The organism is Hymenobacter agri, from assembly GCF_054778495.1.
The window spans coordinates 1-1,231 of the sequence record NZ_BAAGZM010000913.1 but is presented as its reverse complement, the minus strand read 5'-3'; the positions used below and the strand labels follow the sequence as shown (position 1 = coordinate 1,231).

Below are 1,231 nucleotides of genomic sequence, written 5' to 3'. Positions count from 1 at the left end.
CGCGGCGGGCAGCTCGGCAGCCGTGTAGAGCGGGCGGGTGGGGGGCACGCGCAGCCCATGCGCCTCCCCGAAAGCATGCAGGTTCAGCTTGTCGCGGGCTTCGAGCTGCGCCAGCGTGGGCAAAAACGTGGCGATGCCCAGCGCCCGCAGCGCGGCGTCGAGCTTAATGAAATTGAACAGCTCGGCGTCGAAATTGGGAATGAGCACCGCCACCTGTTCCTGCGCGTGGATGTAGCGCAGCCGCTCGAGCAGGGCGGCGGTGCCGGCCGTGGGGTAGGGCAGCTGGTACGTTTTATCGACCATATCCCGCAGGTAGATGCCCGGCTCCAGCGCCTCGTAGCTCAGCCCGATGATGCGCAGGTCGAAATCGGGGCTTTCGCGCAGGGCCCGAATAACGGCCACGCCCGGGCCCGGGCTGTCGGTGGCGTTGAGGCCGGTGACGGCTACGGTGAGGCGCGGCCGGGGGGCGGGTAGGGGCACGGGAATAAAATCAGGCTAGCAGGTTGAACTCGCGCAGCTGGGCCAGCAGGTCGTCCCAGTCTTTTTCGAGCTGGCCGGGGGCCACCTCGTAGCGGGCCAGAATATCGGCCTTGATGGCGGCCTCGGCCTGCCCGGCCCGTACGCGGGCCAGAATATCGGCCGCCAGCGGGTTGGCCGCGAAGGAGTCGCCGGTGGCCGGGTTGAACAGGAAGCCAGCCGCGCTGGTGGCAATGGTGGGTTTGAGCTTCATCAGAATCAGCCGAAAGGTAAAGCGGCGGCGCGGGGCGGGGCGGGGCTACGGAATCACCTCCACCCAGCCTTTGAAGCGGCGGCCATCGGTGTACGTCACCAGGTAATAATAGAGCCCGCCCACGCCCTGGCCGCCCCAGGCAAACCCCCGGTCCTCGGATTTAAACACCGGCTGACCCCAGCGCGAATAGATGACGATACCGGCAAATTTGCGGTCGCAGAAATCGAGCGGTAGGTCGGGCATGTAAAAGACATCGTTGATGCCATCGCGGTTGGGCGTGATGACGTTGGACGGCTTGAAGGGCTTGGGGTCGGGCACGGGGTCGACTACGAAGCGCACCACGCGCTCCTGCGGAAATGGCACGCACGGGCCGGTTTCGGCCAGCCTGAAGCGCACCAGCAGGCCATTGCCGCCGCCGGTAGTGGCCACTGCCCCGCAGTCGGGTTCCCAGGCAAACATGGCCGTGGCGCGGCCCGCACCGTTTTGCGCGGTAAAGCGCAT

3 protein-coding genes are annotated in these 1,231 nt (G+C 66.6%); all 3 read right to left on the bottom strand.

Annotated elements, in window-relative coordinates; genetic code table 11:
• Positions 1–480 (bottom strand): ATP-grasp domain-containing protein (locus ACYVDE_RS23320; RefSeq protein ID WP_460503918.1); only part of this gene is annotated, 480 nt, incomplete at its 3' end.
• Between the two features lie 10 nt (positions 481–490).
• Complete coding sequence (locus ACYVDE_RS23315) at positions 491–730, bottom strand: PqqD family protein (RefSeq protein ID WP_460503917.1); 240 nt, start codon at positions 728–730, stop codon at positions 491–493.
• A 45-nt stretch (positions 731–775) separates the two neighbouring features.
• The coding region (locus ACYVDE_RS23310; protein WP_460503916.1) for a T9SS type B sorting domain-containing protein at positions 776–1,231 on the bottom strand (456 nt) is incomplete at its 5' end.